Source organism: Streptomyces sp. NPDC007971 (assembly GCF_042958635.1).
Lineage (GTDB): Bacteria > Actinomycetota > Actinomycetes > Streptomycetales > Streptomycetaceae > Streptomyces.
The window spans coordinates 21,257-44,613 of sequence record NZ_JBIBJK010000001.1 but is presented as its reverse complement, the minus strand read 5'-3'; the positions used below and the strand labels follow the sequence as shown (position 1 = coordinate 44,613).

The window sequence follows — 23,357 nt, the reverse complement described above, 5'->3', positions numbered from 1 at the left end:
TCCCTGATGCTTGCAGCGTCTTCCAGTATCGCCGACGGGCACGGCAGCGACCCTCCACGGGGACGACAAGGGCGGCCCCGGATGCTCCGGGACCGCCCTTGCACGGCTTCACACGCGCGTGCGTGTCACTTTCACGCGCGTGTGCGCGTCACTTCTTGTTGCTGTAGTTCGGCGCCTCGACCGTCATCTGGATGTCGTGCGGGTGGCTCTCCTTGAGGCCCGCGGAGGTGATGCGCACGAAGCGGCCCTTGGACTCCATCTCCTCGATGGTGGCGGCGCCCACGTACCCCATGGTCTGGCGCAGGCCGCCGACGAGCTGGTGCAGCACGTTGGACAGCGGGCCGCGGTAGGGCACCTGGCCCTCGACGCCCTCGGGCACGAGCTTCTCGTCGGAGGTGACCTCGGCCTGGAAGTAGCGGTCCTTCGAGTACGACCTGCCCTGGCCACGGGACTGCATGGCACCCAGCGAGCCCATGCCGCGGTACGACTTGAACTGCTTGCCGTTGATGAACATCAGCTCGCCCGGCGACTCCTCGCAGCCGGCGAGAAGGCTGCCCAGCATGACCGTGTCCGCACCTGCGGCGAGCGCCTTGCCGATGTCGCCGGAGTACTGCAGACCACCGTCGCCGATCAGCGGGATGCCCGCCGGGCGTGCGGCGAGGGAGGCCTCGTAGATGGCGGTGACCTGCGGGACGCCGATGCCGGCGACCACACGGGTGGTACAGATCGAGCCCGGGCCGACACCCACCTTGATGCCGTCCACACCGGCGTCGATGAGCGCCTGGGCGCCGTCACGGGTGGCCACGTTGCCGCCGATGACGTCGACGTTCACGCTGGACTTGATCTTCGACATCCAGCTGAGCGCGTTGCTGTTGTGGCCGTGCGAGGTGTCGACGACCAGGAAGTCCACACCGGCCTCGGCGAGCGCCTGGGCGCGCTCCAGCGCCTCGGGGCTGGCGCCGACGGCGGCACCGACCAGCAGCCGGCCCTCGGTGTCCTTCGCGGCGTTCGGGTACTTCTCCGCCTTGACGAAGTCCTTGACCGTGATCAGGCCCTTGAGCACGCCCTCGCCGTCGACCAGCGGAAGCTTCTCGATCTTGTGCTTGCGCAGCAGCTCCATGGCCTCGGGCCCGGAGATGCCGACCTTGCCGGTGACCAGCGGCATCGGGGTCATGACCTCGCGCACCTGGCGCGTGCGGTCGCTCTCGAAGGCCATGTCGCGGTTGGTGACGATGCCCAGCAGCTTGCCGGCCGGGTCGGTGACCGGGACACCGCTGATGCGGAACTTGGCGCACAGGGCGTCCGCCTCGGCGAGCGTGGCCTCCGGGTGCACCGTGATCGGGTCGGTGACCATGCCGGACTCGGACCGCTTCACCAGGTCGACCTGGTTGACCTGGTCCTCGACGGAGAGGTTGCGGTGCAGCACGCCGACGCCGCCCAGGCGGGCCATCGCGATCGCCATGCGGGACTCGGTCACCTTGTCCATCGCCGCCGACAGCAGCGGGATGTTGACCCGGACGTTGCGGGAGATACGGGACGAGGTGTCGACTGCGTTGGGCAGCACCTCGGATGCGCCCGGCAGCAGCAGCACGTCGTCGTAGGTCAGCCCGAGTGTCGCGAATTTACCGGGCACTCCGTCGACGTTTGCAGTCATGACACCTTCCCCAAATGGCCTTGATCGGTGCGGATGTCCATGCTAACGGGAAGCGCCGCTAGCAAATTCCACGGTTCCGAGTGAGTTCAGGCTTCGTATGTTCGTACGGAATCGTGGGGACGCCCGTTCAGGTGGGGCGGCGCGGGAGGTGCCGGGGCGGGCCGATGCGGGCCCGGTACCGCTGTTTTGCGCCGTCGTGGCCGACAGTCGTCGCGGCGCGACGTGCGTCGCCTACTGCTCGGCGAGTGCCCTCAGGCGGCTCAGCGCCCTGTGCTGGGCGACCCGGACCGCTCCTGGTGACATTCCCAACATCTGCCCGGTCTCCTCCGCGGTCAAGCCCACGGCGATGCGCAGCAGAAGCAGTTCGCGCTGGTTCTCGGGGAGGTTGGCCAGCAGTTTCTTGGCCCACTCGGCGTCGCTGCTGAGCAGGGCGCGCTCCTCGGGGCCGAGGGAGTCGTCGGGGCGCTCCGGCATCTCGTCCGAGGGGACGGCCGTGGAACCCGGGTGGCGCATCGCGGCGCGCTGGAGGTCGGCGACCTTGTGCGAGGCGATGGCGAAGACGAAGGCCTCGAAGGGGCGGCCGGTGTCGCGGTAGCGCGGCAGGGCGAGGAGGACCGCCACACAGACCTCCTGGGCCAGGTCCTCGACGAAGTGGCGCGCGTCGCCGGGCAGCCGGGACAGCCGGGTGCGGCAGTAGCGCAGCGCCAAGGGGTGGACATGGGCGAGCAGGTCGTGCGTGGCCTGCTCATCCCCCTCCACCGCACGATGCACGAGGGCACCGATCGCCCCGTGGGCCGTGCCCGCCTCGTCGTCGCGCATCGGTCCATGGTGCCTTGTGCCCATCCGGTCCGTCGCATCGTGCTCGTGGTTGTGCACCGAAGCGTTATGAGCAGGTGCGCCGGCACTCATCCCTTGCGCCCTCCCCTTCCGCTCGACCGACTCGTCCCCGAGAGACTCCACACCTCAAGGATGCGGCATCCGCGGCGAAACGAGCAGCGGGCGTCCGGCGGGCCGTCTTGCGCCTCGGCGACGAACACCCCCCGCACCCCGTCTCCCCTCCCCCGCGCCACCCCGAAAACCCTGCCGACACGCCGGTCCGGGGTCGGCGGGAACAGCATGGAGCCCGGAGGGAGCCACATGGGGGATTCGTCCCGCCGAGCGGACCGTGCAGCTGCAGGCCGTACCGGCATGCAGTGGCTCGGAGCTGGTGTCCAGCCACTCCGGGCGGACGTCCAGGGACTCCGGGCGGGTGGGATGCGCCACACGTGCAGGGCGCCGCGGCGGGTCCCGGCTGCCACGGCCCCGCGCGCCGCGGCGCGCGCGGTCCGCCCGCCCCCGCCTGCGTCCGGGCAGGCGGGGATCCCGGGGTGACGGACCGCAGCCCCGGTGCGGTGCACCAGCTACCGGACCAGTCCCCAGCGGAAACCGAGTGCCACCGCGTGGGCCCGGTCCGAGGCGCCGAGCTTCTTGAAGAGCCGGCGGGCGTGGGTCTTGACGGTGTCCTCGGACAGGAACAGCTCGCGGCCGATCTCGGCGTTGGAGCGGCCGTGGCTCATGCCCTCCAGCACCTGGATCTCACGCGCGGTGAGGGTGGGCGCCGCGCCCATCTCGGCCGAGCGCAGACGGCGCGGGGCGAGGCGCCAGGTCGGGTCGGCGAGGGCCTGCGTCACGGTGGCGCGCAGCTCGGCACGCGAAGCGTCCTTGTGCAGGTAGCCCCGGGCGCCGGCGGCGACCGCGAGCGCCACACCGTCGAGGTCCTCGGCGACGGTGAGCATGATGATGCGCGCGCCCGGGTCGGCGGACAGCAGCCGGCGCACGGTCTCGACGCCGCCCAGGCCGGGCATGCGTACGTCCATCAGGATGAGGTCGGAGCGGTCGGCGCCCCAGCGGCGAAGGACTTCCTCGCCGTTGGCCGCCGTCGTCACGCGCTCGACGCCGGGCACGGTCGCGACCGCGCGGCGGAGCGCCTCTCGGGCAAGCGGGGAGTCGTCGCAGACGAGGACGGATGTCATGACCGCCCTCCCCAGCTGATGCGCGTCACCTTGAGCCTCCAGGCTGGTACGGAATCGTCACCTGTGCGGTCGACCGTCTCGGACGCCTGCCCGAGCGCTTGTGTTTTCAACCGCCTCCGCACTCTCAACGACGGTCACTCGAAAGAGTTACGGGGCCGCGTGCCATCTTCGGCACTCTACGTGAGGGCCCCGACACGGTGGAGACATGCCCGACAGACCCTCAACTTTTCATCACAACCTATGCCCCATTTAGTCGTTTTTGCTCCCGTTTCACAGTGTCTGGAGCTAGATTCGCAATGAGTCATATTTTCATCTCCTTAGACCGGAGATGTACGGTCGTTGGCACCGTATCCGCCCAGAACGGCTACAAGGGGTCACGTAATGGCAGATTTCTCCCGCCTTCCCGGACCGAACGCTGACCTGTGGGACTGGCAGCTGCTGGCCGCCTGCCGCGGGGTCGACAGCTCGCTCTTCTTCCATCCGGAGGGCGAGCGCGGGGCGGCTCGGAGCGCTCGCGAGAACTCGGCCAAAGAGGTCTGCATGAGGTGCCCGGTCCGTGCGGAGTGCGCGGCGCACGCGCTGGCGGTTCGCGAGCCGTACGGCGTCTGGGGCGGCCTGACCGAGGACGAGCGCGAAGAGCTGATGGGACGGGCGCGCAACCGCCTGGTGTCGGCATCCACCACCGGCGGGGGCACCGCCCCGAACGCCTGAAGTAACGTTTCTTCACTCCAGCCCGGACGTGCCCACGCACGCCCCGGCTGCTGTCGAGGGCCCCTAGGACCGGACCCCTGCCGGCGCCCCCTGTGCGCGGCCGGCCGCCCGGGCCAGTTGCTCCAGCGTCGCCGCGACGGCCGGCACCTGCGCCAGGTCGGGCAGGGTGAGGGCGACGATCTGCCGCCGCACCAGCGGTTCCAGTGCCACCGTGCGCACCCCCCGGGGCCGCACCGACTCCACCGCGAGCTGCGGCAGCACCGCCACGCCGAGCCCCGCGCCCACCAGACCGAAGACCGCCGGATAGTCGTCGGTGGCGAAGTCGATGCGGGGCGTGAAGCCGGCGCTCTCGCACACCTCCACCAGCTGGCCGCGGCAGCGCGGGCAGCCCGCGATCCAGGGCTCCTGGGCCAGCTCCCCGATGGCGACGGACTCGCCGCGCGCCAGCCGGTGCCGTTCGGGCACCAGGGCGACCAGCCGGTCCGTCAGCAGGGGCCGTACGACGAGGTCGTCCCACTCCTCGGCGGCCGGTGCGCCCTCGTAGCGGAAGGCCAGCGCGAGGTCGCAGTCGCCCTCGCGCAGCAGCTCGACGGATTTCGGGGGCTCGGCCTCCTCCAGGGAGACGCGGGTGCCGGGGTGCGCGGCGCGCAGGGCGGCCAGGGCGGTCGGGACCAGGGTCGAGCTGCCGCTGGGGAAGGAGACCAGCCGGACCCGGCCGGCCCTGAGGCCTGCGATGGCGGCGACCTCCTCCTCGGCCGCGGTGAGCCCCGCGAGAATTCCGGAGGCGTGCCGGACGAGGGCCTCGCCGGCCTGGGTCAGACGCATCTCGCGGCCGCTGCGGACCAGCAGCGGGGTGCCGACCGAGGCCTCCAGTGCCTTCATCTGCTGGCTGACGGCGGGCTGGGTGCAGCCCAGCTCGCGCCCCGCCGCCGAGAAGGAGCCGGTGGTGGCGACGGCGCGCAGGACGCGGAGATGACGGGCCTCGATCACCCTTCGAGCATAAGCCTGACTTGGGTGCGGTTCACAATTCTGCGTCGACGCTTTGGGGTGCGGTCCCGTACCGTGCTGACATGAAGCTTCTCTCGGTCAACGTGGGCCGTCCGCAGCCGGTGCCGTACACGGACCAGGCGCACGGCGTGACGGGCATCGACAAGCGGCCGGTCGAGGGTCCGGTGCGGGTGACGGCTCCCGGCCCCAAGGGGGTCGCCGGGAGCGGGATCGCCGGGGACGCGGTGTGCGACCTGCGCCATCACGGCGGTGACGAGCAGGCGGTGTACGCCTTCGCGCGCGAGGACCTGGACGCCTGGGAGCGGGAGCTGGGCCGGCCGCTGGCCCACGGCTGCTTTGGCGAGAACCTCACGACCGAGGGCCTGGACGTGTCCGGGGCGCTGATCGGCGAGCGCTGGCGGATCGGCTCCGAGGTGGTCCTGGAGGTGACCTCGGGGCGGATTCCGTGCCGTACGTTCCAGGGCCATCTGGGCGAGCGGGGCTGGGTGAAGAGATTCACCCGGAAGGGCGCGACCGGGGCCTACCTGAGGGTGGTCGAACCGGGTGAGATCCGGGCGGGCGACCCGGTCGAGATCGTGCACCGTCCGGACCACGGTGTGACGGCGGCGATGCAGTTCCGTGCGGTCACCACCGAGCGCGAGCTGCTGCCGCGGCTGCTCGCCGCGGGCGACGCACTGCACAGCGAGGCGCTGGCCGCGGCGCGCAAGTACGTCGCCGGACAGAGCCGCTGAGGAGCCGTCACCGGCCGGCGGACGGACAGCGGACGCTGTCGGTCCGGGTCACTACCCTTGGTCCATGACAACGGCTCTGATTACGGGATCGACCGCGGGAATCGGCGCCGCGTTCGCGCGGCGGCTGGCGGCTGACGGGCATGACCTGGTCCTCGTGGCGCGGGACGGCAGACGGCTGCGCGAGCAGGCCACCGAGCTGCACGACCGGCACGGCGTGGAGGCGGAGGTGCTGACCGCCGACCTGTCCGAGGACAAGGGCATCGAGACGGTCGCCGACCGGCTCGGTGACCGGAAGAACCCGGTCGACCTGCTGATCAACAACGCTGGTTTCGGCAACAAGGGCCGCTATCTCGAAGTGTCCATGACCGACGAGCTGAAGATGCTCAAGGTGCACTGCGAGGCGGTGCTCCGGCTGACCTCGGCGGCGGCCGAGGCGATGCGCGAGCGCGGGCGCGGCGGGGTGGTGAACGTGGCGTCGGTGGCGGCCTTCGTGCCCCGGGGCACCTACGGCGCCTCGAAGGCCTGGGTCGTGCAGTTCACCCAGGGCGCGGCCAAGGACATGGCCGGCAGCGGGGTGCGGCTGATGGCACTGTGCCCCGGCTTCGTGCGCACCGAGTTCCACCAGCGCGCCGGGATGGGCACGGACAACATCCCCGGCTGGATGTGGCTGGACGCGGACAAGCTGGTCTCGGCGGCCCTGGCCGACCTCGCGCGCGGGAAGACACTGTCCGTCCCGGATCCCCGGTACAAGGCCCTGATGGGTCTGGTGAAGGTCGCCCCGCGCGGGGTGATGGGCGGAATCAGCTCGCGGACGGGGCGCAAGTACGGGCCCCAGTAGGACGGGTGGCGTCCGCGTTCCGGTGGGAAAATGGGCCTGACGGATCCGGACCCAGGGGGCCGGGAGGCGGCGCCATGACGTTCGTACAGCTCATCGACTGCAGGACCAGCCGGCTCGACGACATGAACCGGCTGATGGACGAGTGGGTCGAGAAGACCAGGGGGAAGAGGACGGCGACGCACGCGGTGGTCGGCACGGACCGCTCGGACGCGACGCATGTCATCGAGATCGTGGAGTTCCCGTCGTACGAGGAGGCGATGCGGAACTCGAAGCTGCCGGAGACCGACACGATCTTCCGGGAGATGCTCGCCCTGTGCGACGGGATGCCGACGTTCACCGATCTGGACGTGGTGCGCGACGAGCCCTTGCAGGCGGCCACCGCCCGCCGGTTCTTCGACACGATCGCGGTCCAGGGGCCGTTGCCGCCGCTGAACGACCTGCTCGCGGAGAACTACCACGACCATGATCCGGCCAACGAGCAGGACACCCTCGGGCTGGACAACATGCGCCGTGAGATCGAGATGTGGCGCAGCGCCTTCGACTACACCTTCACGGCCGAGGACCAGATCACCCAGGGGGACCGGGTGTGCACCCGCTGGACCTGGCACGGCATCCAGACCGGCGAGTTCATGGGCCTGCCCAACACCGGCCGCCAGGTGTCGATGACCGGGACGACCGTCTTCCGCTTCGACGGCCACGGCAAGATCCGCGAGGGCTGGTGGCAGTACGACCGGCTCGGGCTGCTCGGGCAGTTGGGGGCGCTGGACGCACTGGAGAACTAGACGCGCAACGCGCCGGGGAACCAGGAGACTGAACGCACTGGAGGACCGGGCACCGGGCATCCAGGCACTGCACGCACCGGCGCAGCAGGCACTTCACTCGTCGGGCAACCGGGCACCGCACGCGCCGGCGAACCGGAGTGCCGCACCGCGCGCGGCTGCGGACGGAGCGAAGGCCCGGCACCCCCAAGGGGTGCCGGGCCTCAGTGCTCCTCGGTGCCGAGGTGCGTCACTGGCGGGGTGCGTCAGTGGGCGTGGCCGTGACCGTGGCCGTGGCCCGCCTCGGCCGGCTCCTCTTCCTTCTTCTCGACGACCAGGGTCTCGGTCGTGAGCAGCAGGGAGGCGATGGAGGCGGCGTTCTCCAGGGCGGAGCGGGTGACCTTGACCGGGTCGATGACGCCGGCCTTGACCAGGTCGCCGTACTCGCCGGTGGCGGCGTTGTAGCCGTTGCCCTTTTCGAGCTCGGCCACCTTGGAGACGATGACGTAGCCCTCCAGGCCGGCGTTCTCGGCGATCCAGCGCAGCGGCTCGACGGCGGCACGGCGGACGACCGAGACACCCGTGGCCTCGTCGCCAGCCTTGTCGAGGTTGCCCTCCAGGACCTTGACGGCGTGGACCAGGGCGGAGCCACCACCGGAGACGATGCCCTCCTCGACCGCGGCGCGGGTCGCGGAGATGGCGTCCTCCAGACGGTGCTTCTTCTCCTTCAGCTCCACCTCGGTGGCGGCGCCGACCTTGATCACGCACACGCCGCCGGCCAGCTTCGCAAGACGCTCCTGGAGCTTCTCGCGGTCCCAGTCGGAGTCCGTGTTCTCGATCTCGGCCTTGATCTGGGCGACGCGGCCGTGGACGTCCTCGGTCTTGCCGGCGCCGTCGACGATGGTCGTGTCGTCCTTGGTGACCGTCACGCGGCGGGCGGAGCCCAGCACGTCCAGGCCGACCTGGTCGAGCTTGAGGCCGACCTCCTCGGAGATGACGGTGGCGCCGGTGAGGACGGCCATGTCCTGCAGCATCGCCTTGCGGCGGTCGCCGAAGCCGGGGGCCTTGACCGCGACCGCGTTGAAGGTGCCGCGGATCTTGTTGACGACCAGGGTCGACAGGGCCTCGCCCTCGACGTCCTCGGCGATGATCAGCAGCGGCTTGGAGCCGGTCTGGATGACCTTCTCCAGCAGCGGCAGCAGGTCGGCGATGGCGCCGATCTTGCCCTGGGTGATCAGGATGTACGGGTCGTCGAGGACGGCCTCCATACGCTCCTGGTCGGTGACGAAGTACGGCGACAGGTAACCCTTGTCGAAGGCCATGCCCTCGGTGAAGTCCAGCTCCAGACCGAAGGTGTTGGACTCCTCGACGGTGATGACACCGTCCTTGCCGACCTTGTCCATGGCCTCGGCGATCAGCTCGCCGACCTGCTGGTCCTGGGCGGACAGCGCGGCCACGGCGGCGATGTCGGACTTCTCGTCGATCGGGCGGGCCGAGGCCAGCAGCTCGTCGGAGACGGCCTTGACCGCGGCGTCGATGCCCTTCTTCAGGGCGGCCGGGGAGGCACCGGCAGCGACGTTCTTCAGACCCTCGCGCACCAGCGCCTGGGCGAGCACGGTGGCGGTGGTGGTGCCGTCACCAGCGATGTCGTTGGTCTTGGTCGCCACCTCCTTCACCAGCTGGGCGCCGAGGTTCTCGTACGGGTCCTCGATCTCGACCTCGCGGGCGATCGTGACACCGTCGTTGGTGATGGTGGGAGCGCCGAACTTCTTGTCGATGACGACGTTGCGGCCCTTCGGGCCGATCGTCACCTTCACCGTGTCGGCCAGCTTGTTGACGCCGCGCTCGAGGGCGCGACGGGCGTCCTCGTCGAACTTCAGGATCTTCGCCATGACAGCGGGAGCCCTCTCGGGAATCTGTGGGTGAAAAAAGAACTGCGCCCCGGGCGCCCGGCTTCTCAGGTGGTCGCGGGGGCCAGGGGCGCAGCTTCAAGCGGAATGCTTGAGGTGACTACTTCTCGATGATCGCGAGCACGTCGCGAGCCGAGAGGACGAGGTACTCGTCGCCGTTGTACTTCACCTCGGTGCCGCCGTACTTGCTGTACAGGACGACGTCGCCGACCTTGACGTCGAGCGGCAGACGCTCGCCGTTCTCGAAGCGGCCCGGGCCCACGGCGAGGACGGCGCCCTCCTGGGGCTTCTCCTTCGCGGTGTCCGGGATGACCAGGCCAGAGGCGGTGGTCTGCTCGGCGTCGAGCGGCTGGACCACAATGCGGTCCTCGAGCGGCTTGATGGCAACCTTGGAGCTGGTGGTCGTCACGATCCGACCTCCCCCTTCGGAGATCTCACGGGGTTAACTGTCTGAGGTGGCGACCAGGTGGATCCGTCGTCGCGGGTGCCGGACCTGCCCGTCGCGTTTGTTGGCACTCTCCATGGGGGAGTGCCAGAGCCGAGACTATGACCGCGATTAGCACTCGGTCAAGCGGAGTGCCAATGCCGTGCCGCGCGTCGGCGGAATCCCGGGCGACGGGGGTTCTCGGTGACCGGTGTCGCCCCCGCCGTTTCCGGGGTCTGCCGCCCCCGGGCCCCGCTTCGGTCCTGAACGGGTCCTGTCCTCGAACGCCGGACGGGCCGATCGCTGCCTGACGGCGCCGAGAAGGAACTGCTACAGGTAAGACTCCAGGCGGCCCACCGTCAGGCCGCGCGCCTGGATGCGGCGCAGCAGGCGTCTCGTGCGTTCCTTGAGGGTGGGACCCGTCGCCTCGTCGGGGCCGACGAGGACGATGTCGCCCGGGTTCAGGTGCTGGGCGCCGCGCACATAGGTGATGCCGTCGGGGGTCATGGCGGCGCGCCACAGGACGAGCGCGAAGACGCCGCAGTCGGCGGCCGCCCGCAGGGTGGTGGTGTCGAAGGTGCCGTAGGGCGGGCGGAAGAGACGGGGGCGGACGCCGAAGCGGGACTTGAGTTTGTCCTGCTGGCCGCAGATCTCGGCGCGCTGGCCGGCGTACGGCAGTCCGGGCAGCGCCGGGTGGTGGAGGGTGTGGTTCTCGATGTCGGCGCCGACCGCGCGCAGGCGGGCGAAGTGGCCGTACCCGGGGCCGACGACGCTGTCGGTGAGGAAGAGACTGACCGGCAGCTTCAGTTCGCGGACCATGTCGACGAACCGGGGGTCCCGTTCGGCGCCGTCGTCGTAGGTGAGGAAGACGACCTTGTCGGTGGTCCTGATGTGGTCCACGACCCGGGGGCGGGAGGGATCCGCCCCGTGGGCCGTCAGGAGGCGGACCGGGGGGCTGGGCGGGGCGGCGAGGGGGGCGGTCAGGCCCCAGCGGCGGTACGCCTCCCCTGTGGCCGGGCTCGACGGCCGTACCCCCTGCGCCGCCTTCTTGCCCAGGCGTTCGATGGGGTCGACGGACTGGGCACAGCCGGCGAGGAACAGGGCCGGGGCGAGGACGGCGGCCAGCCCGGCCCGCAACCCTCGCGTACGGCCCCGCTCCCCGCGCCTCACAGGTAGTCCTCCAGGCGGGCCACGGCGTAGCCCTCGCGCGTGACCTTGTTCAGGAACCTGCGCATGTCGTCGACCATCGTGCCGTCCCAGTCGTCACGGCCGCGGAAGTGGGTGAGCACGATGTCGCCGGGGTGCAGGCTGCGGTCCCAGTCGCGGTACTCCCAGTGGTCGACGAAGACCTCCTCGTCCCAGATCGGCGCGTACTTGATCCCGCAGGCCTTCGCGGCGCGCAGGGTGTCGCCGTTGTAGTCGCCGTAGGGCGGGCGGAAGACGGTGGGCGCCTTGCCGAACTGCTTCTTCATGATGGTCTGCATGCCGCAGATCTCGTTCTTCTGCTCCTCGTAGGACAGACCGGGCAGGTACGGATGGGTGAGGGTGTGGTTGTTGAGGGTGTGCCCCTCGGCCTGCATCCGGCGGAAGTACCCGTAGTCGTCCTCGACCAGGTAGTTGCTGAGGAAGGCCGTGTAGGGGATCTTCAGGTCGCTCATCATGCGCAGGAAGTCCGGGTCCTTCTCGTGGCCGTCGTCGATGGTCAGGAAGAGGACCTTCTGCTTGGTGGGGACGGTGGTGAAGACCGGGGGCAGGTTCTCCTCCTCCTGGCCGTCCACCTCGAAGCCGTCGCGGGGGGTGATCTGCGGCTTCCTGGCCGGCGGGGCCGGGGGCGCTAGCGGTACCCGGTCCAGTCTCCAGTGCCGGGCTGCGGCGACCAGTCGGGCGTGTTCGGCAGCGCGGCGGGCCTGCGGGTCCAGGGCCTGGGCGCCGCCGTGTCCGGGCGCACGGGCGGGGGCATGGGCGCCGGAGTCCGCGCCGGGGGCGGCGCAGCCGGAGGCGAGGGCGACGGAGGCCAGCGCGGCCACCCCGCAGCGAAGGGCGACCGTCCGGAGCCGTGCCCGAGATTTGTCATTTTGTACTACTAGTCGCATAGCGCCGGATCTTCCCAGGCCCGGGGCCCGAACCCGGCCCGACAGGCCGCCGGAGGCGCAGCATCCACCGACTGGCCCACAATGAGCCGGTGAACGACCTCGCTCCCCTCCTCACCCCCGAAGGCCGCGCCCTCCTCGACGAGGTGCGCGACACCGACCCCGCGCAGGAGCTGGCCGTCGCCACCCGGCTGCGCCGCGACCACCCCGCCGAGCTGGTGTCGGCGGCGCTCGGGCAGGCCCGGCTGCGGCAGCGGGCGGCGGCCAAGTTCGGGGAGGCGGACGCCCGCCGGATGTTCTTCACGCCGAACGGGGTCGAGCAGTCCACGCGGGCGAGTGTGGCCGCCTACCGGGCGGGCCGGATGAAGGAGCTGGGGGTGACCTCGGTCGCCGACCTGTGCTGCGGCATCGGCGGAGACGCGATCGCGCTGGCCCGGGCCGGGATCCGGGTGCTGGCCGTGGACCGGGACCCGCTGACGGCGGCCGCGGCACGGGCGAACACCGAGGCGCTGGGGCTCGGCGGACTGATCGAGGTGCGGGAGGCGGACGTCACCGAGGTGAGCACCGCCGGGTACGACGCCGTGTTCGTGGACCCGGCACGGCGCGGCGGGCGGGGCCGGATCTTCGATCCGGAGGCCTACTCGCCACCCCTGTCGTGGGCGGTCGCCACGGCCCTCGGGGCTCCCCGCGCGGCCCTGAAGATCGCCCCCGGTGTCCCGCACGAGGCGATCCCCGCCGAGGCCGAGGCCGAGTGGATCTCGGACGGCGGGGACGTGAAGGAGGCGGTGCTGTGGTTCGGCACCGAGCCGGGCCTGGTCCGGGCCACCCTGCTGCCCGGACCGCGCACCCTGCGCTCCCTGGGCCTGCCCGACCCCCACGTCCGTTCCGTGGGACGGTACCTGTACGAGCCCGACGGCGCCGTCATCCGCGCCCATCTGGTCGCGGAGGTGGCCCACGAGGTCGGCGGCGGCCTCGTCGACGAGACCATCGCCTATGTCACGGCCGACGAGCTGCGCCCCACCCGCTACGCGTCCGCGTACGAGATCACCGATCAACTCCCGTTCAACGTCAAGAAGTTGAAGGCTCTGCTGCGGGAGCGGGAGGTCGGCACGCTGACCGTGAAGAAGCGGGGGTCGGCGGTGGAGCCGGAGGAACTGCGCAGGAAGGTCAAGCCGCAGGGTCCGCACGCGGCGACCGTGTTCCTCACCCGGGTCGCGGGGGCGCCGACCATGCTGATCGGGGCTCCCGCGCGGCCGGCGGCCCCGGCCGACCCGGCGTCCTGAGCGAGGCGTTCAGGACGTGCACTCGCCGGTCATCGTGAGCGAAAGTTTCAGGACGCGCACTCGGCGGCCCTGCTCAGCAGCAGCGCACGCTCCCTCTCATTGCCGGTCTGCCCCGCCGCCCGGACGAACTCCTCGCGGGCCTCGGCGGTGCGCCCGAGGCGCGCCAGCAGGTCGCCGCGCACGCTGGGCAGCAAGTGGTAGTCGCGCAGGGCGGGTTCGGCGGCCAGGGCGTCCACCAGCTTCAGCCCCTCGGCCGGTCCGTCGGCCATCGACACGGCGACGGCGCGGTTCAGCTCCACGACCGGGGACGGGGAGCGGGCCGCGAGCAGGCCGTACAGGGTGACGATGGTCCGCCAGTCGGTCTCCTCGTAGGTGTACGCATGCGCGTGGCAGGCGGCGATGGCCGCCTGGAGCGCATAGGGGCCGGGCGCGCCGGTGGACGTCGCGTCGGCGCGGCCGAGGGCCCGGATGCCGCGGGCGATGAGCATGCGGTTCCAGCGGCGGCGGTTCTGGTCCTTCAGGAGCACCGGTGCGCCGTCGGGTCCGGTGCGGGCGGCGGCACGGGAGGCCTGGAACTCCAGGAGCGAGGTCAGCGCGTGCACCTCGGGTTCCTTGGGCATCAGCGAGGAGAGCACCCGGGCCAGGCGCAGGGCGTCCTCGCACAGCCCGGGGCGCAGCCAGTCGTCGCCGGCGCTGGCCGCGTACCCCTCGTTGAAGATCAGGTAGATGACGTCCAGGACGGAGCCGAGGCGGGCCCCGCGGTCGGGGCCGTACGGCACCTCGAAGGCGATGTTCTTCGTGGCCAGGGTGCGCTTGGCGCGGACGATGCGCTGGGCGATCGTCGGCTCCGGGACCAGGTGGGCCCGGGCGATCTCGGCCGTCGTCAGACCGCCGAGCAGGCGCAGGGTGAGCGCGGTGCGGGCGTCCGGGGACAGCACCGGGTGGCAGGTGGTGAAGACCAGCCGCAGCAGGTCGTCGTCGATGTCGTCCGGGTCGGCCGGCTCCTCGAAGGGAGCCGTGGTCTCCAGGTCGCGGCCGATCTCGGCGAGCTTGCGGGCGTACGTCTCGCGACGCCGGACCAGGTCGACCGCGCGGTGCCGGGCGGTCGCCATGAGCCAGGCGCCGGGGTTGTCGGGCACGCCGTCCCGGGGCCACTTCTCCAGCGCCGCGACCAGCGCGTCCTGCGCCAGCTCCTCGGCGATGCCGACGTCCCGCACGATCCGGGCGACACCGGCGACGACCCGCGGGGACTCCAGGCGGAAGACGGTCTCGATCGCGTGCGCCGCGGTGGGCTGTGGTTCCACAGCCCACCATGCAACACCCCCGGGCGGCCCGGGGCAAAGGAGGGTTCAGCCTTCGGCGATCTCCCGGACCTCGCAGGTCACGGTCCAGTGCTCCTCGTGGGCCTGCAGGAACCGCTTGGTCCATTCCAGGGCCTCGGCCTTGTCCTTGCACTGCATGATCGCGTAGCCGCCGACGACCTCCTTGGACTCGGTGAAGGGCCCGTCGGTGACGGAGATCTGCCCGCCCTCCCAGTGCATCCGGGTGCCCTGGGCCGTGGGGGTGAGCCCGGCGGTGTCCAGCATGACGCCGGCCTTGGTGACCTCCTCGATCAGCTTGCCCATCCGCTGCATCAGTTCCTCGCTGGGGCCCTCGGCGGGGGCGGAGGCCTCATCGATCTTCACGAGCGACAGGTAGCGGGGCATGGTGACTCCTTCGGCAGGGCGGCGGGGCCTTTCCCCGCCGCTCACCCATGCGTCGAACGGGAGACCCCGGGTTCGACACGCTCACGGAAATTCCCCGAAGTTTTTTTCCGCGGGCGTACGGTCCCGGCTTTCAGCGAGCGTACGGTCCCGGTGTTCCGCGGGCGTGCGGTCGCGTGCCGCTCGGGGTGTCGCTCAGCGCAGGGAGGCCCACAGGTCGTCCGCCGCCGGCTCCTTCGCCACCACCCGGTTGGGGTCCCAGGGCGCCGGGACGACCGGCATCATCACCGTCCTCACCCGGTCGGAGGTCAGGCCCCGCAGGCTGCGGCCGAGCCCGGTCAGCTCGCCCAGGGAGTCCAGGCCGGTGTCCGTGGTGAGGCTGGCGGTGACCGCGTCGGCGACCCGGTAGAGCTTGGCGGGATCGGTGAGCAGGTCGATGGCCGCCATCCGGTCCAGGAGTGCTTTGACGAGCTTCTGCTGCAGGCCTATGCGGCCCAGGTCGCTGCCGTCGCCTATGCCGTGCCGGGTGCGGGCCAGGGCGAGGGCCCGGGTGCCGTCGAGACGGTGGGTGCCGGCTTCGAGGTGGAGATGGCTCTTGTCGTCGTCGATGTCCTGGCCGGTGGTGACCGTGACCCCGCCGAGGGCGTCCACCAGCCTGGCGAAGCCGGAGAAGTCGACCTCGACGTAGTGGTCCATGCGGACGCCCGTCATCGACTCGACGGTCTTGACCGCGCACACCGGACCGCCCACCTCGTAGGCGCTGTTGAACATCGAGTCGTGGGCCACCGCCGTCGAGCCCCCGGAGGACAGCGGGCAGGACGGGCGGGTGACCAGGGTGTCGCGCGGGATGCTGACGACGGTCGCCCGCGTCCGCCCTGCGTCGATGTGCACGACCATCGCCGTGTCCGAGCGGGCTCCGGTGCTGTCGCCGCCGCCCAGGGACCGGTTGGCCCTGCCGCTGCGCGAGTCGGAGCCGAGGACCAGGATGTTGAGGGCTCCGGTCGGCAGCGGTGCGGCGGCGGCCGCGGCGGACGCGGCCGGGCCGGTCAGCGCCCTGGCCGGGCGGTTGTCGCCGAGCGCGCCGTCGATGTCGACGCTCCTGATGTTGTTGTTGAGGTGCCAGTACGCATAGCCGGCCGTGGCCGCGCCCAGCACCAGGAATCCCGCCAGGGCGAGACCGGCGGCCTTCAGCGCTCGCGAGCGCCGGCCCGCTCCTGTGCCCGCGTCACCTTGCTCCTCGTGTCCCGTCACGGGCAGGAACGTAAGTCCGAATTATTAGCGGACTGTTAGCGAAAGCAGTGAGAGACGGTTTTCTTGGGAATTTCTCATCCCGGCACCGCCCTGGGCACCGGGTCTCCGCCGCTCCGGGGGGTGTTGAAGCCGGACGTCGCTCCACGCACCGCCGGGCCGCCGGGGCACTCCCGTACGGCCGCGCGATCGTGGCGGCCGTACGGGCACCGCCCTGCGCCCCGCGTGTCCCGGGGGGAACGGCTTGAGCCAACTGGCGAGCACAGGCGGACGGCTTCCGCAAGACCCGGGGAGGCACGCGTTCAGGATGCGTTCAGGTTGCCGCTGTCAGGGTCGGGTCACGGTCCCCCAAACCGACAGGAGCACCCTTGACGACGACGAAGTCCGTGATGAAGAAACTGCCCGAGGTCACTCTGGCGTTCTGGATCATGAAGATCGCCGCCACGACCCTGGGCGAGACCGCGGGCGATCTGTTCGCGCAGACGCTGAAGCTCGGCTACTTCCTCACCACCATCGCCCTGTTCCTGGTCTTCGTGGTGACGCTGGTGGTCCAGCTCCGCTCCTCGCACTACAACCCGTTCTTCTACTGGACGGTGATCCTGTCGACCTCCATGGCCGGCACCACGATGTCCGACTTCATGAACCGGGACGCCAGCACCAAGTACCTCTCGAACGGCGCCACGAAGCTGGGCTGGGGCCCGCAGGGCCTCGGCCTCGGCTACCCGGAGGGCGCAGCGATCCTGGTCTCGATCCTGCTGCTGATCTTCCTCGGCTGGAAGCTGAGCGGGATGACCTTCCAGATCACGGAGATCGTCTCCTTCCGGGGCGAGGCCCTGTTCTGGTCGGCGATCCTGGTCTCCAACACCCTCGGCACCTCGATGGGCGACTTCCTCTCCGACAGCTCGGGCCTCGGCTACCTGGGCGGCGCAGCCCTCGTGACCGGCCTGCTGCTGGTGCTGCTCGCGCTGATGAAGGCGCCGGCCGTCCCGAACGTCCTGCTCTTCTGGATCGCCTTCGTGCTGACCCGCCCGCTGGGCGCCACGGCGGGTGACTTCCTCACCAAGCCGGTCGCCAAGGGCGGCCTGGACCTGGGCACGGCCGGCTCGTCGGCGGTGCTGCTCGCGATCCTGTTCGGCCTGATGGCGTACGCGCACCTGCAGGAGCGGCGGGCCAGGGCGGTCGAGCCGGAGGGCCCCGAGGCGGAGGCGGTCCGGCCCCAGAGGGCGGGCCGGCCGTAACGCAGAAGCCCCGCCCCCGGGAAACCGGGGGCGGGGCTTCATGTGGAGCGCCGGGCAGGCCTTGCACCTGCATCTCCCCGCAGGAAGCGGGACGTCTTTCCTTGGACCACCAACGCACTGCGTCCGGACCGGGTTTCCGGCCGTTCGCTGTGTGATGATCATAGCGCCTTCACGGCCGTTCGCGCCAATCAGCGCTCCGGCCGCTCCCCGCCGACCTGCTCGAACCGCCAGCGGTGCACCGCCCGGGTCACCAACTCGCCCCCCGGCTCGGGCAGTTCGGGCAGCGTGGCGTCGTACGGGGCTTCCCACCAGGTGATGACGAGGACCCGGTCCTGCGGGGCCCGGAAGGTCTCCCGGCGGGGCGGCTCGGGGGCGAGGCGCTGTTGCCGCACCCAGGCCAGCAGTTCCTCGCCGCGCCCCTCGGCGGCCCGGGCCTCCCACATCAGGGCGACGGTCACGAGTACAGGTTCTCCTTGCTGACCTCGTGCACATGGTCGTGGTCGTGTCCGTGTCCGTGGCCCGGGACGTGAGGGTCGGTCACCGGCAGGGAGGAGTCGGCGGACAGGTCCCAGTCGGACGCGGACCGGCCCCGGGCGACCATCTCGGCACCGAGCGCGGCGACCATGGCGCCGTTGTCCGTGCACAGCTTGGGGCGCGGGACCCGCAGCCGGATGCCGGCCGCCTCGCAGCGCTCCTGGGCGAGGGCCCGCAGCCGGGAGTTGGCGGCGACGCCGCCGCCGATCATCAGGTGGTCGACGCCCTCGTCCTTGCAGGCGCGGACCGCCTTGCGGGTGAGGACGTCCACCACCGCCTCCTGGAAGGAGGCGGAGACGTCCCGCACCGGGACCTCCTCGCCCGCCGCGCGCCTGGCCTCGATCCAGCGGGCCACGGCCGTCTTCAGACCGGAGAAGGAGAAGTCGTAGGCGGGGTCGCGCGGGCCGGTCAGGCCGCGCGGGAAGGCGATCGCGGACGGGTCGCCCTCGCGCGCGTAGCGGTCGATGACCGGGCCGCCGGGGAAGCCGAGGTTCAGCACGCGGGCGATCTTGTCGAAGGCCTCGCCGGCCGCGTCGTCGATGGTCGAGCCCATCGGGCGGACGTCGGAGGTGATGTCCTCGGACAGCAGCAGGGAGGAGTGGCCGCCGGACACCAGCAGGGCCATCGTCGGCTCCGGCAGCGGGCCGTGCTCCAGCTGGTCCACGCAGATGTGGGAGGCGAGGTGGTTGACGCCGTAGAGGGGCTTGCCGAGCGCGTAGGCGTACGCCTTGGCCGCCGAGACGCCGACGAGCAGGGCGCCCGCGAGGCCGGGCCCCGCGGTGACCGCGATGCCGTCGAGGTCCCTGGCGGAGATTCCCGCCTCCTTCAGCGCGCGGTCGATGGTGGGGACCATCGCCTCCAGGTGGGCCCGGGACGCCACCTCGGGCACGACGCCGCCGAAGCGGGCGTGCTCGTCGACGCTGGAAGCGACGGCGTCCGCCAGCAGGGTGGTGCCGCGGACGATGCCGACGCCGGTCTCGTCGCAGGAGGTCTCGATGCCCAGGACGAGGGGTTCGTCAGTCATTGGTCTCGGTTTCTTGTGCGGAGGAGGAACCCGCGGCGGAGCCGCCACCGGATTCCGTGGTCAGGCGCATCACCAGGGCGTCCACGTTCCCCGGCTGGTAGTAGCCGCGTCTGAAGCCGATGGGCTCGAAGCCGAAGCGCTCGTAGAACTTCTGGGCGCGGACGTTGTCGACCCGGCATTCGAGCATGACCTCGGCGCACTCGAAGGCGCTGGCGGCCTTCAGCAGCTCGGTCAGCAGGCGGGCGCCGAGGCCGGTGCCCTGCACGTCGTGGGCGACGGCGATCGTCTGGACGTCGGCCTGGTCGCCCGAGGCGACGAGCCCGGCGTAGCCGACGATGCGGCCGTCGTCCTCGGCCACGAGGTAGCGGCGGGTGGCCTCGGGACCCCGGGAGTGGGCCAGCTCGGACCAGAACATGCCCCGGGACCAGGCGTCCTCGGGGAACAGGCCCTTCTCCAGCTCCAGCACCGGGTCGATGTCCCACCAGCGCATCTCACGCAGTCGAAGGGTTGCCGACTCAGTCACTTGGGGGTGACCACCTTGTAGTTCTTGGGGACCTGGGCGTCGGGGCGGCGCAGGTACAGCGGGCGCGGCGCCGGCAGTTCCTCGCCCGCGGCCAGCTTCTCGGCGGCCAGACGGGCGAGGGCGGCTGCGGACACGTGCTCGGGCTCGTGGACGCTCGGGAACGTGTCCGGGTAAAGCAGCGCACCCGCGCCGACCGCGGGGAGCCCGGCGACCTGCTCGGCGATGTCGGCGGGCCGGTCGACGGCCGGGCCGGTCAGACGGGTGCGGGAGTCGGCGTACTTCGCCCAGTAGACCTCCTTGCGCCGGGCGTCGGTCGCCACGACGAAGGGGCCCTTCTCGATGTCGGCGGCGTAGGCGAGGCCGTCCAGCGTGCACAGGCCGTACACGGGGACGCCGAGCGCGAGACCGAAGGTGTCGGCGGTCATCAGACCGACGCGCAGACCGGTGTAGGGGCCGGGCCCGACGCCGACGACGATCCCGGTGACCGCGTCGAGCTTGAGCCCGGCGTCGGCGAGCACACGGTCGACGGCCGGCAGCAGCAGCTCTCCGTGCCGGCGCGCGTCCACCTGACTCGACGAGGCGATGACGTCCGTGCCGTCGTGCAGCGCGACGGTGACGGCGGGGGTGGCGGTATCCAGAGCGAGCAAGAGCACGCGAACAGCCTACGGCGCCCGCGCCTTGTGCATGGCCGTCCGGGGCGGACCGTGACTGACTGCTACGGTCTGTACGAAGTACGACATATGGCACGAAGCAGAGGCGGTGCACGTGGCAGGTACCAGCTCGGGGATCGTGGCCTGCCTCACCGCCGCGGCCGTCGGCACCGTGGGATTCCTCGCCTACCAGGCGCAGGCGACCGTTCCGCCGGGCCTGGCAGGCCGTCCCGGCACGAACGCGTCCCCCTCGGCGGCGGCCACCAAGGCGCCGCGCGACCGGAGCAGTCCGGGCGCCCTGCCGAACGCCTCCGGTACGGGTGAACGGGTCGTGTACTCGGTGGACGACGACCGGGTCTGGCTGGTCGACGAGAGGGGCCGGGTGCAGCGCAGCTTCGGGGTGCACCCGGGCACCGTCGACCCGCCGCCGGGAAAGTACTGGGTCACCTCTCGCACCCACGCGGCCACCGGCACGGACGGCATCCCGATCGAGCACGTGGTGCGCTTCACCACCATCGACGGCGTGACGATCGGCTTCAGCGCGGCCGTGGGCACCGGCTCCGGCTGGGCCGCCGAGTCGGTGAAGACCGGCGGCATCCGGGAGACGCGGGCGGACGGCGACGCGATGTGGAGGTTCGCGACGATCGGCGTGCCGGTGATGGTGATCCGCTAGGCGCTCATGCGCTCCGCGGGAGCCGGCGAGACACCTCGTCGGCCGTCTGCGGCGCCGTCGTGGCCGGTCGCGCAGTTCCCCGCGCCCCCTCCGGACCCGGCGGCCTGGAAATCACGTCCGCAGCCGCACACGACGCCAGCAGTTCCCGCATGGACAACCTGGCGAGCACGGGCGGCTCGGTCGGCTGCACCGGGGGCCTGGGAACGGGCATGGACGCCTCCTGACGAGCGGGGGCGGGCGTAGTTAGGCACGCCTAACCACGGGCTGGATACCATGTGACCACGCCCGGGACGTCCTGCGCAATATGTTGCCGACGGCCTGTCGGAAAGTCGGCGGACACCGATCTCGTGCCGGACAGCCGACCCGGCGGCGGGACTTCGACCGGTCCCCCTCCCGCCCGGCACGGTCCGGCGCCGGTCGCCTACCGGTCCGGCGCTTCTCCGCCCGCCGGTCCGGCACCGGTCGCCCGCCGTCCGCCGTCCACCCAGCGCCTCAGGGGCTCAGGGGCTCAGGGGCTCAGGGGCTCAGGCCGTGAGCGTCTCCAGGTCCGCTTCCGTCCAGCGCCGCCCGAGCCCGGTCAGCGTCACGTGCCGTACCTCGTCCGTGGTGTCGCCGACGGCTCGGTGGATGACGACCCGCAGCCGGTCGTCGGCCAGCTCCTCGACCTTGCCCTCGCCCCACTCCACGACGATCACCGATTCGGGCAGGGAGACGTCCAGGTCGAGGTCCTCCATCTCGTCGAGGCCGCCGGAGAGCCGGTAGGCGTCGACGTGGACGAGGGGCGGCCCGTCACCGAGGGAGGGGTGCACACGGGCGATCACGAAGGTCGGCGAGGTGACCGCACCGCGCACCCCGAGCCCCTCGCCGAGCCCACGGGTCAGCGTCGTCTTGCCCGCGCCCAGCTCCCCGGTGAGCATCACCAGGTCGCCCGCGCGCAGCAGCTTGGCCAGCCGTCGGCCCAGCTCCCGCATCTGCTCGGGGGAGGTGATCGTCAGCCGGGTCTCAGCGGGGTTGTGCGGTGCTGCTGGTGCTTCCATAGCCACTTACGGTAGCCCCTGCGGGCACCGCCCCGGCGCGGGTGAGCAGGTCGGCGAGCCGGTCGGTGACCGCTTCCGGGTGCTCCAGCATGACCAGGTGCCCGGCGTCCGGCACGAGCACCAGCTCGGCGTCCGGCAGCAGGTCGGCGATGACCTCGCTGTGCTCGCTGGGCGTGATCAGGTCCTGCACCCCGGCCAGCACCAGCACCGGGACGTCCGCGAAACAGGCGAGCGCCTCGGTCTTGTCGTGGTCCGTGAAGGCCGGGTAGAACTCGGCGACCACGTCGATCGGCGTGGACTCGATCATCCGCTCGGCGAACCGCTCGACGGCCGGGTCCACGTCCCGGGACGCGAACGAGTACCGCTTGATGATCCCGGCGAACAGGTCGGCGGTGGCCCGGCGTCCCTTCTCCACCAGTTCCGCCTGCTGCCCGAGCGCCTTCAGCACGCCGGGCAGGACCCGGCGCACCGCGTTGACGCCGGCGACGGGCAGCCCGAAGCTGACCTCGCCGAGCCGCCCCGACGACGTGCCGACGAAGGCGGTGGCCACGACCCGGTCCCGGATCAGCTCCGGATACTGGGCGGCCAGTGCCATGATCGTCATCCCGCCCATGGAGTGACCGACCAGCACGATCGGCCCCTCCGGTACGGCCGCGTCGAGGACCGCCTTCAGGTCGCGGCCGAGTTCCTCGATGGTGACGGGCACCCCGTCCTGGGTCTGGGCCACGCCCCGCCCGGACCGCCCGTGGCTGCGCTGATCCCAGTGCACGGTCCGCACGACCCCGCGCAGGGCTGCCCGCTGGAAGTGCCAGGAGTCCTGGCTGAGGCAGTAGCCGTGGCAGAAGACGACGGTGACCGCAGCGGGCGCCTTGCGGCCGAAGAGCCGGCGGCGGCGCGGGGAGACCTGCGGACCCGGGTCGGGTTCGACGTCGTCGACCTCGTAGTACAGCTCCGTGCCGTCGTCGGCGTACGCCTTGCCGGGGGTGCCGCGCAGGGCACCGTAGGGGCCCGCCGAGTCCAGCGCCAGCCGGGCCCTGCGGCGCATACCGCGGCCGACGGTCATCCGCTCGATGGCCACACCGGCGGCCGCGCCCGCGGCGAGGACGCCTATCGCGGCACCGGCGATGCCGGTCGCCCTGCGCCAGTTCGCCGATCCCGCGGCGGAGGCGACGGCCGCCGCGGCGACGACGTCGGCCATGGCCTCCGCACTGCTCTCGCTCACGTCCGCTCCTCCTTGCCGTACTGCAGTTCGCTGGGTGAATGAAACAGGTGGTGCCGGTGTGGTGCGTGGTGTGCCGGTGGTGACAG

At 71.4% G+C, this 23,357-nt stretch carries 24 protein-coding genes; 7 read left to right on the top strand and 17 right to left on the bottom strand.

Features of this window, described 5'->3' with window-relative positions:
- Positions 1–148: 148 nt before the first annotated feature.
- The 3 genes from guaB to ACFZCP_RS00215 all read right to left on the bottom strand — a co-directional run bounded on the left by guaB (position 149) and on the right by ACFZCP_RS00215 (position 3,666).
- Positions 149–1,654, bottom strand: coding sequence for an IMP dehydrogenase (gene guaB, locus ACFZCP_RS00225; RefSeq protein ID WP_362694085.1), 1,506 nt, complete (start codon positions 1,652–1,654; stop codon positions 149–151).
- 231 nt (positions 1,655–1,885) lie between these two features.
- A complete protein-coding gene (locus ACFZCP_RS00220) occupies positions 1,886–2,473 on the bottom strand; it encodes a sigma-70 family RNA polymerase sigma factor (protein WP_362694088.1) in 588 nt (195 codons plus the stop codon).
- A 581-nt stretch (positions 2,474–3,054) separates the two neighbouring features.
- Positions 3,055–3,666, bottom strand: coding sequence for a response regulator transcription factor (locus ACFZCP_RS00215; RefSeq protein ID WP_003948568.1), 612 nt, complete (start codon positions 3,664–3,666; stop codon positions 3,055–3,057).
- 381 nt (positions 3,667–4,047) lie between these two features.
- Here ACFZCP_RS00215 and ACFZCP_RS00210 point away from each other — a divergent pair, with 381 nt between their 5' ends.
- Positions 4,048–4,377 carry a WhiB family transcriptional regulator gene (locus tag ACFZCP_RS00210; RefSeq protein ID WP_361119645.1) on the top strand — a complete coding sequence of 110 codons (330 nt, stop codon included), beginning with the start codon at positions 4,048–4,050 and terminating at the stop codon, positions 4,375–4,377.
- Between the two features lie 63 nt (positions 4,378–4,440).
- On the opposite strand, the gene ACFZCP_RS00205 is transcribed toward ACFZCP_RS00210, so the two are convergent.
- Positions 4,441–5,367 (bottom strand): LysR substrate-binding domain-containing protein, encoded by a 927-nt coding sequence (locus ACFZCP_RS00205; RefSeq protein WP_391422666.1) that lies wholly within the window; start codon positions 5,365–5,367, stop codon positions 4,441–4,443.
- A gap of 80 nt (positions 5,368–5,447) precedes the next feature.
- On the opposite strand from ACFZCP_RS00205, the gene ACFZCP_RS00200 reads away from it, so the two are divergent.
- From ACFZCP_RS00200 to ACFZCP_RS00190, 3 genes are all read left to right on the top strand, one after another.
- Positions 5,448–6,116, top strand: a complete 669-nt coding sequence (locus ACFZCP_RS00200; RefSeq protein WP_391422664.1) for an MOSC domain-containing protein — start codon at positions 5,448–5,450, stop codon at positions 6,114–6,116.
- A gap of 64 nt (positions 6,117–6,180) precedes the next feature.
- A complete protein-coding gene (locus tag ACFZCP_RS00195) occupies positions 6,181–6,954 on the top strand; it encodes an SDR family oxidoreductase (RefSeq protein ID WP_362694098.1) in 774 nt (257 codons plus the stop codon).
- A 74-nt stretch (positions 6,955–7,028) separates the two neighbouring features.
- On the top strand, positions 7,029–7,736 hold the full coding sequence (locus ACFZCP_RS00190) for an ester cyclase (RefSeq protein WP_362694101.1): 708 nt from the start codon (positions 7,029–7,031) through the stop codon (positions 7,734–7,736).
- Between the two features lie 242 nt (positions 7,737–7,978).
- On the opposite strand, the gene groL is transcribed toward ACFZCP_RS00190, so the two are convergent.
- The 4 genes from groL to ACFZCP_RS00170 form a co-directional block, all read right to left on the bottom strand.
- Positions 7,979–9,604: a chaperonin GroEL gene (groL, locus tag ACFZCP_RS00185; protein ID WP_391422662.1), complete on the bottom strand. Its 1,626-nt coding sequence runs from the start codon at positions 9,602–9,604 to the stop codon at positions 7,979–7,981.
- 118 nt (positions 9,605–9,722) lie between these two features.
- Positions 9,723–10,031, bottom strand: coding sequence for a co-chaperone GroES (groES, locus tag ACFZCP_RS00180; RefSeq protein ID WP_066995800.1), 309 nt, complete (start codon positions 10,029–10,031; stop codon positions 9,723–9,725).
- A 345-nt stretch (positions 10,032–10,376) separates the two neighbouring features.
- Positions 10,377–11,216, bottom strand: coding sequence for a polysaccharide deacetylase family protein (locus ACFZCP_RS00175; RefSeq protein ID WP_391422659.1), 840 nt, complete (start codon positions 11,214–11,216; stop codon positions 10,377–10,379).
- Complete coding sequence (locus ACFZCP_RS00170) at positions 11,213–12,139, bottom strand: polysaccharide deacetylase family protein (RefSeq protein ID WP_391422657.1); 927 nt, start codon at positions 12,137–12,139, stop codon at positions 11,213–11,215. Before ACFZCP_RS00170 ends, ACFZCP_RS00175 begins: the two co-directional genes overlap by 4 nt.
- Positions 12,140–12,228: 89 nt before the next feature.
- Here ACFZCP_RS00170 and ACFZCP_RS00165 point away from each other — a divergent pair, with 89 nt between their 5' ends.
- Positions 12,229–13,419, top strand: a complete 1,191-nt coding sequence (locus tag ACFZCP_RS00165; protein ID WP_391422656.1) for a methyltransferase domain-containing protein — start codon at positions 12,229–12,231, stop codon at positions 13,417–13,419.
- 47 nt (positions 13,420–13,466) lie between these two features.
- On the opposite strand, the gene ACFZCP_RS00160 is transcribed toward ACFZCP_RS00165, so the two are convergent.
- The 3 genes from ACFZCP_RS00160 to ACFZCP_RS00150 form a co-directional block, all read right to left on the bottom strand.
- Positions 13,467–14,723 carry a sigma-70 family RNA polymerase sigma factor gene (locus tag ACFZCP_RS00160; protein WP_391422654.1) on the bottom strand — a complete coding sequence of 419 codons (1,257 nt, stop codon included), beginning with the start codon at positions 14,721–14,723 and terminating at the stop codon, positions 13,467–13,469.
- A 45-nt stretch (positions 14,724–14,768) separates the two neighbouring features.
- On the bottom strand, positions 14,769–15,125 hold the full coding sequence (locus ACFZCP_RS00155) for a YciI family protein (protein WP_391422652.1): 357 nt from the start codon (positions 15,123–15,125) through the stop codon (positions 14,769–14,771).
- A gap of 192 nt (positions 15,126–15,317) precedes the next feature.
- Positions 15,318–16,373: an LCP family protein gene (locus ACFZCP_RS00150; RefSeq protein WP_391422650.1), complete on the bottom strand. Its 1,056-nt coding sequence runs from the start codon at positions 16,371–16,373 to the stop codon at positions 15,318–15,320.
- 365 nt (positions 16,374–16,738) lie between these two features.
- Here ACFZCP_RS00150 and ACFZCP_RS00145 point away from each other — a divergent pair, with 365 nt between their 5' ends.
- Positions 16,739–17,608: a hypothetical protein gene (locus tag ACFZCP_RS00145; RefSeq protein WP_391422649.1), complete on the top strand. Its 870-nt coding sequence runs from the start codon at positions 16,739–16,741 to the stop codon at positions 17,606–17,608.
- 188 nt (positions 17,609–17,796) lie between these two features.
- Here the strand turns inward: ACFZCP_RS00145 and ACFZCP_RS00140 are convergent, their stop codons facing one another.
- Genes ACFZCP_RS00140 through tsaB form a run of 4 tightly spaced genes read right to left on the bottom strand, consistent with a single transcriptional unit; the run spans position 17,797 to position 20,342 of the window.
- A complete protein-coding gene (locus ACFZCP_RS00140; protein WP_391422647.1) occupies positions 17,797–18,066 on the bottom strand; it encodes a hypothetical protein in 270 nt (89 codons plus the stop codon).
- Positions 18,063–19,166: a tRNA (adenosine(37)-N6)-threonylcarbamoyltransferase complex transferase subunit TsaD gene (tsaD, locus tag ACFZCP_RS00135; RefSeq protein WP_391422645.1), complete on the bottom strand. Its 1,104-nt coding sequence runs from the start codon at positions 19,164–19,166 to the stop codon at positions 18,063–18,065. The genes ACFZCP_RS00140 and tsaD overlap by 4 nt, the downstream gene beginning before the upstream one ends.
- Positions 19,159–19,656 (bottom strand): ribosomal protein S18-alanine N-acetyltransferase, encoded by a 498-nt coding sequence (rimI, locus tag ACFZCP_RS00130; RefSeq protein ID WP_391423660.1) that lies wholly within the window; start codon positions 19,654–19,656, stop codon positions 19,159–19,161. Before rimI ends, tsaD begins: the two co-directional genes overlap by 8 nt.
- Before the next feature lie 29 nt (positions 19,657–19,685).
- Positions 19,686–20,342 carry a tRNA (adenosine(37)-N6)-threonylcarbamoyltransferase complex dimerization subunit type 1 TsaB gene (gene tsaB, locus ACFZCP_RS00125; protein ID WP_391422643.1) on the bottom strand — a complete coding sequence of 219 codons (657 nt, stop codon included), beginning with the start codon at positions 20,340–20,342 and terminating at the stop codon, positions 19,686–19,688.
- A gap of 112 nt (positions 20,343–20,454) precedes the next feature.
- On the opposite strand from tsaB, the gene ACFZCP_RS00120 reads away from it, so the two are divergent.
- Positions 20,455–21,012 (top strand): hypothetical protein, encoded by a 558-nt coding sequence (locus ACFZCP_RS00120; protein ID WP_391422641.1) that lies wholly within the window; start codon positions 20,455–20,457, stop codon positions 21,010–21,012.
- A 524-nt stretch (positions 21,013–21,536) separates the two neighbouring features.
- On the opposite strand, the gene tsaE is transcribed toward ACFZCP_RS00120, so the two are convergent.
- Together tsaE and ACFZCP_RS00110 are read right to left on the bottom strand one after the other, a co-directional pair.
- Positions 21,537–22,049 (bottom strand): tRNA (adenosine(37)-N6)-threonylcarbamoyltransferase complex ATPase subunit type 1 TsaE, encoded by a 513-nt coding sequence (gene tsaE / locus ACFZCP_RS00115; RefSeq protein ID WP_391422639.1) that lies wholly within the window; start codon positions 22,047–22,049, stop codon positions 21,537–21,539.
- On the bottom strand, positions 22,015–23,271 hold the full coding sequence (locus ACFZCP_RS00110; RefSeq protein WP_391422637.1) for an alpha/beta fold hydrolase: 1,257 nt from the start codon (positions 23,269–23,271) through the stop codon (positions 22,015–22,017). The genes tsaE and ACFZCP_RS00110 overlap by 35 nt, the downstream gene beginning before the upstream one ends.
- Between the last annotated feature and the right edge of the window lie 86 nt (positions 23,272–23,357).